The organism is uncultured Methanobrevibacter sp. (assembly GCF_900314615.1).
In the GTDB taxonomy this organism is placed as follows: Archaea; Methanobacteriota; Methanobacteria; order Methanobacteriales; family Methanobacteriaceae; genus Methanocatella.
Window position 1 is genome coordinate 1 of sequence record NZ_OMWA01000044.1, and the last position, 6,266, is coordinate 6,266.

The 6,266-nt window shown below is 31.5% G+C and carries 7 protein-coding genes; 4 read left to right on the forward strand and 3 right to left on the reverse strand.

Annotated features, from left to right (window positions below; all coding sequences use genetic code 11):
• The coding region (locus QZN33_RS11435) for a MarR family winged helix-turn-helix transcriptional regulator (RefSeq protein WP_296792733.1) at positions 1–277 on the forward strand (277 nt) is incomplete at its 5' end.
• A gap of 294 nt (positions 278–571) precedes the next feature.
• On the opposite strand, the gene QZN33_RS11440 is transcribed toward QZN33_RS11435, so the two are convergent.
• Positions 572–1,381 (reverse strand): pseudomurein-binding repeat-containing protein, encoded by an 810-nt coding sequence (locus QZN33_RS11440; RefSeq protein ID WP_296792735.1) that lies wholly within the window; start codon positions 1,379–1,381, stop codon positions 572–574.
• 119 nt (positions 1,382–1,500) lie between these two features.
• Here QZN33_RS11440 and QZN33_RS11445 point away from each other — a divergent pair, with 119 nt between their 5' ends.
• Positions 1,501–2,067: a GNAT family N-acetyltransferase gene (locus QZN33_RS11445; RefSeq protein WP_296792745.1), complete on the forward strand. Its 567-nt coding sequence runs from the start codon at positions 1,501–1,503 to the stop codon at positions 2,065–2,067.
• A gap of 146 nt (positions 2,068–2,213) precedes the next feature.
• On the opposite strand, the gene QZN33_RS11450 is transcribed toward QZN33_RS11445, so the two are convergent.
• Complete coding sequence (locus QZN33_RS11450; RefSeq protein ID WP_296792738.1) at positions 2,214–2,609, reverse strand: hypothetical protein; 396 nt, start codon at positions 2,607–2,609, stop codon at positions 2,214–2,216.
• A gap of 357 nt (positions 2,610–2,966) precedes the next feature.
• Here QZN33_RS11450 and pdxS point away from each other — a divergent pair, with 357 nt between their 5' ends.
• Together pdxS and pdxT are read left to right on the forward strand one after the other, a co-directional pair.
• Positions 2,967–3,851, forward strand: a complete 885-nt coding sequence (gene pdxS / locus QZN33_RS11455; RefSeq protein ID WP_292607665.1) for a pyridoxal 5'-phosphate synthase lyase subunit PdxS — start codon at positions 2,967–2,969, stop codon at positions 3,849–3,851.
• Between the two features lie 2 nt (positions 3,852–3,853).
• Positions 3,854–4,429: a pyridoxal 5'-phosphate synthase glutaminase subunit PdxT gene (gene pdxT, locus QZN33_RS11460; RefSeq protein ID WP_292607667.1), complete on the forward strand. Its 576-nt coding sequence runs from the start codon at positions 3,854–3,856 to the stop codon at positions 4,427–4,429.
• 287 nt (positions 4,430–4,716) lie between these two features.
• Here the strand turns inward: pdxT and QZN33_RS11465 are convergent, their stop codons facing one another.
• A complete protein-coding gene (locus tag QZN33_RS11465) occupies positions 4,717–6,033 on the reverse strand; it encodes a hypothetical protein (protein ID WP_296792742.1) in 1,317 nt (438 codons plus the stop codon).
• Between the last annotated feature and the right edge of the window lie 233 nt (positions 6,034–6,266).

Consider the following 6,266-nt stretch of genomic DNA (forward strand, 5'->3'; position numbering starts at 1 on the left):
TATAGATTATCTTGCAGAAAAAGCAAACATAGGAAAAAGCAGCGTAACCAAATCTGTGAAGATACTTGAAAAGAAAGGATTTCTGACAAAAGAAATTGATCCCGAAGACAATCGTAGGAAAATCGTTAAAATCACAAAAAAAGGAAAAGAAATACAAAAGGCAGCTCTTCAAATCAATAATGAAATAGAAGAATCAATAATCTCTAAAATAGGTGAAAATGAAATTAAAACCTTAAAAGAACAGTTAATCACATTAGACGAATTAATTAAAAATTAAAAAACAGTAAATAACTTTTTGAAATTTAAATAAGGTTTTGTTTCAAATTGTGTATATTTTAATAATAGTTTGAATATACCTATTAAATATGTCAGAACTAACTATTGAAGTTTTAAAAGAAATTGTTGAAAAATTACCTAATGATTTTATAGTTGAATTTAAAGATAGAAACGGTTCTACTGTTACTGTATCAGATGATTAACGTTAAGATATCTGAAAAAAAATTAGTATTGAAAACCTACTAAAATATTTGTTAATTTTATTATAAAAAAGAAAAAATAGTTAACATTAACGTTAACTACTATACAAATCTGTGAATATCCAGGATGGATCATAAGCTATTAAGTATCCGTCTTCACACCAAAGTAATCTAACATTACCTGAAGTTGTATCAGCTACTGCAGCTGGGTCTCTGTTAATCCAGTTTCCTGAAGTATGTTTTTTATGTCTTAATCTTAATCTGATATGGCCGGTTCCTGAAACTCTGCATTTTACATGGACAAACTGCACATCATAGCCTAAAGATTTAGCTATTCTATAATACACTTGCCCCCAGTCTACACAATTGGAACCTTTACCTGCTTTAGCATCATTTATTGTTTTCTTGTCGGTTTTTTGAGAATCAAAGTATTTGCTATACAATTCTTTCTTTGCTATAATAGCTAAAGCTTCATCTATTGTGTTTCCTTTATAATTAAATGTTTTAATGAATAGTTTCATTGTGGAATCATTATAATCCGGAAGTTTTGACATTCTATATACAATAGCTGGAAGTCTTCCATTTGCTCTGATGTATGCTTCTGTCCTTATGGCCATGTCCACATATTCAGCTTTATCTATTTGTTCCCCATTCTTTAAGGTTACATAATTTGGAAGGAAATTTAAAGAGGTATTGTCTTTAATTAAGGCCATTGTATACATTGACACTAGCTTATCGTTTCCTAATTTCTTTGCTTTCTTTTCTATGTCTTTACAATTACCTTTTAATGTTAATATCTGGTAATGGTCACGTTTTTTATACTTCTTTTTGTTTTGGAGTAGCCAGTATGCTATGGAATTCATAGCTTGGCAAAAACTTGTCCAGCTAATATTGTCTTCTGTCATATACTATAATTTGTATTATCCTATTTATTATATTTTTTATATAAAAAAATATTATATCCATGAAAAATAATTTATTCAATAAAAACATACTACAAGTTAAAGGTGTATTTCACATGAACATGAGAAAAGCAACAGCAGATGACGCCCCAGAAATTGTTAACATAATGGATTACTACATGAAAAACACCGCAGTCCACTTTTCATATAAAGCACCCGAAATAGATGATTTCAGACAGGAAATGATATATATAACTGAAAAATTCCCCTTTTTCGTGCTCGAAGATAAAAGCTCCATCAAAGGCTTTGCCTATGCCAAGCCCTTTTCAGATGTGCCTGCCTATGACTGGTCCTGTGAGCTTACAATATATATCAAAGAGGATTTCAAACGAAAAGGCCTTGGACGAAAACTCTACCTTGCAGTTGAAGATGCAGTGAAGATGATGGGAATAAAAAACATGTACGCATACATCGCATACACAGAAAGGGAAGATGAGCATCTGGACAATTCAAGCATGAGATTCCATGAAAAGATGGGTTTTGAAAGAGTTGCAAGATTCTCCAAATGCGGATACAAGTTCGACACATGGTATGACGTCATCTGGATGGAAAAAATCATCGCAGAACATGAAGACCATCCCAACAGAATAATGAGCTACAGAGACCTTGATGAAATGGCTGCAAGATAAATACTGCTTTTTTAAAACTGACATTAAACAGGCAGCTATTGATTTAATTGACTGTCCTTGACATTAACAGCAGAGGTTATTGATACCATACTGGTTTTTAAACCATGATATATATCAAACAGTTTCTAAAAATAAGTTTTAAACAGTTAATGTCGGATGTTTCTGTTATGGATCCATTCCCTATGTTTTCCGACAGCTACCCTTATGATGACTTCAATCAAATCAGTTTCATCCTCTTTTTTGAAGTAATAATAAGCTGGCCCTTCCAACATCTGCCTTAAATCATAGAATGGTCTTGGCTTGACTGCATCAGGATGCATCAGCCCATAATTTTTTAATAGCTTAACATTTTCTGTTTCATATTTCTCTAAATTAGATTTCTGGACTTTAGTAGCTACTGTCTTTTCTTTTTTGTCAAATATCTTAGCTACTTGAGAGCTATCAATCAATATGCTTGATTCAATTAATAATAATGTTATTTCTTTTCCTTTAACAGTTATTGTTACTGGATGTGAATTTTCAGTATCTAAGATTAATTTCATTTTATTACCTATTTTATTAGTTATATTATATAATATAGATAATAAGTTACATATATTTTTTCATGAAATCTTGACTCTTTCAAAAACTTTGTTGATTTTAAAAATTCAATGTAGTTGACAGGATATCTTTTAAATTACTAGAAAACACAAAAATGAAATGTGTTTTAAAAATCATATTTTAAAAGTTTCATGTTTAATTTAAATCATATATCTTTTATGGGTGTGTATTAAATTTTAATTTAATACTTTTAATTATTTATAATTATATTGTTGATTTTTTGGAAACTGTAAAATTTTATATATTACTTAAAACATATAAGAACAATTGTTATAATATTTTTATAGGAGAACAAAAATATGGTAGAAAAAGGAACAAAAGTGTTAAAAGAAGGTTTTGCAAAAATGACAAAAGGTGGTGTTATTATGGATGTGGTGAATGCTGAACAGGCAATAATTGCAGAAGATGCTGGTGCAGTAGCAGTAATGGCGCTTGAAAAAGTGCCTGCAGACATTCGTGCAGCAGGAGGAGTTGCAAGAATGGCAGATCCTACAATAGTTGAGGAAGTAGTTGAAGCAGTTTCAATTCCGGTAATGGCAAAAGCTAGAATAGGGCATATTGCAGAAGCACAAATCCTTGAAACATTGGGTGTTGACATGATTGATGAAAGTGAAGTATTAACACCTGCTGATGAAGAATATCACATTAACAAAAAAGAATTCACAATACCATTTGTATGCGGAGCACGTAATCTTGGTGAAGCATTAAGAAGAATAGATGAAGGAGCATCAATGATACGTACCAAAGGAGAACCTGGAACCGGAAACATAGTTGAAGCAGTCAGACACATGAGAATGGTGATGGGTGAAATCAGAACAATTCAGGGAATGGAGGAAGAAGAGCTTTGGAAATATGCAAGAAATATTGAAGCACCAATAGAACTTGTAAAAGAAACTGCAGAACTTGGAAAATTACCTGTTGTAAACTTTGCTGCAGGAGGAATTGCCACCCCCGCTGATGCATCATTGATGATGCAATTAGGTTCTGATGGAATTTTTGTAGGATCAGGAATATTCAAGTCTAAAAATCCAGAAGCATTTGCAAAAGCTATTGTTGAAGCAACCGCAAATTATGATAAACCTGAGGTATTGGCTGATGTATCAAAAGGTTTAGGTGAAGCCATGAAAGGACTAGAAATGTCAACATTAAACAAATCCGATAGGATGCAGGATAGAGGAATCTGAAAATGGTTAAAATAGGAATTTTAAATTTACAGGGTGCAGTATCGGAGCACTATGACCTAACCAAAAAAGCTATTGAAAAATTAGGATTGGATATTGATGTTGAAACAGTAAGATACAGTGGTGATGTTAAAACATGTGATGGAATAATAATTTCGGGAGGTGAAAGTACAGTCATTGGCAAACTAATCAATGAAAGAGGTATTGACAAAGCAATTAAGGACAATGACATTCCGGTTTTTGGAACATGTGCTGGCATGATACTGTTAGGTAAAAAAACTGATTTCAACCAACCTTTACTTGGATTAATGGATATTAATGTTAAAAGAAATAATTATGGAAGACAAAAAGATTCATTTGAAGCTGAAATTGATATATTTAATGAGAAATTTCCAGGAGTTTTTATAAGAGCTCCTTCTCTTGAATCATATGATAAATCAAAAGAAAATATTAAAGTTTTATCCACATTCAATGGTAAAATAATAGCAATTCAACAGGAAAAGAATATTGCAATTTCATTTCACCCTGAATTAACAGAGAATACTTTAATACATGAATATTTCATTAAAAATATTTTATAAAAATGGGATATTTAATTTCCCACTTTTTTAAGCATGCTAATTAATTTAACCAAATACAAGCATTGGATTCTAAAATACAACTTAGAGTAAATTTTTTTATTTGTAATAATGAAAACTTTTACTCCAATTTCTTATTAAATTTAACTGTTTTTAAACAGGATTAAAAGTTCATAACTAACTTTAATCAAAAAATTTTAAATCAACAAAGTTTTTGAAAGAGTCTCATTATCACATTTTTATTATATTAATTATTATATTATTTATTACTTATTTTATATAAATCTTTATTATATTTCAGTACCGCTTTCACTAACAATTCTCTCACCGACAGGCTGCTCCTCTTCAAAGTTACTGAGATAATTCTTATAGATTTCATCACCTTCAGCTGAAAGCTCCATGACATATTTCACAACATCATCTCTTGAATAGCTGAAGTAAACATCATAAGTTTCTTTAATGCCCATTAAATCCATCTGCCTTTTTAACAATTCATTGCAGTGTTTTAAAACCCATTTCTGGTCATTTGCCACATTAACAATGAATCCAGTAATAGCTGAATCGTTAATGTACTCGGCCACATTCTGGTTAGACCTTTCATTACCTGCTTGAGACTGAGGAGTTACAAAAGTCCTTAAAATATTATTTCTAAAGATTTCAGTCTGCCTAGTATAGTCTGACTGGTAGTTGTTACCCCCCAAAATTTTAGATTCAATACCTGGAGGCACAATAGCTACATTACTTCCAGCAGTTGTACCATAATCAGCATAAAGATTTTCTTTAGCTGTGGATGAAAGCTCAGTAATGTAAGGCTGGCCGTTAGCGTCCATTGCAGGCTTTACTTCAATAATATTATCCTTATTAATTCTCTCTACCTGGTTTCTTTCAAGATTGCACTTGTGATAGATATCGTCCAGGCAATTCAATATAATGCTTTGAGCTTCAGAATAGATTTCATTATACATGAAGTTAATAACCTCATCCGGCTCGTATTGGACCGTTAATGTTCCCTCTTCAACACTAACGAAGTTATTGAACTCTTCAGGACTTCCATTAACAACATCCTTAGGCATTTCATGAAGATATAGCTGCACTTCATTATCATCATTAAACTCTTTCTTAAGGCCATAACCTGTGGCGCCGATTTCTAAAAATATAGGTTTAATGTATTTCCCAATATCCTTGTCCCATCGCTCTACAGGTTTAATAACACCCTCACCATCGACCATCCCTCCTTGCAGGATATTTTTAGCAACTTGGCTGATGTCAATCTTTCTCGCCCACAGGATCAAAGTCAATTTCTGTTCAGCTGAAAGCTTGTTGTCCTTGTCCACCAGAACCAGATTTACATTAGCTTTATCAATTCTATTTTTCAAAATACCTGAAGTATAACCGTCAAGCTTAACAGCATAACGTGCATTAGCTATAGTTTTATTAATCACTGGAGGAAGTGCATCAATCAAATCAAGACCAGTATTGATTCCATCAGTTCTAGGCTGCCTTTCATCCTCTCCCCAATAGCTACGCTTAGTATTATACTGTTCCACACGATTATTCAATAATCTAGTTTTAATATAATCAGTAAGTCCCATATCAACCATTTCCAAATAAGTGTTTCTATTGAATACACTTTTATTATTTTTTTTATTATATTATTTATATAAAATTAGTAATAAAATTAATGCATATGGAACAATGAAAAAATAAAATATTAATTTAAATTTTTAATTAATTAATAAATACAGTGACAGACGTAAACACCTATCCTTAATTCTTCATTATCTATTTTTTCTTCTGCCATATTTAATTCACCTTGTACAAGTCGTGAAAAATATCTAAT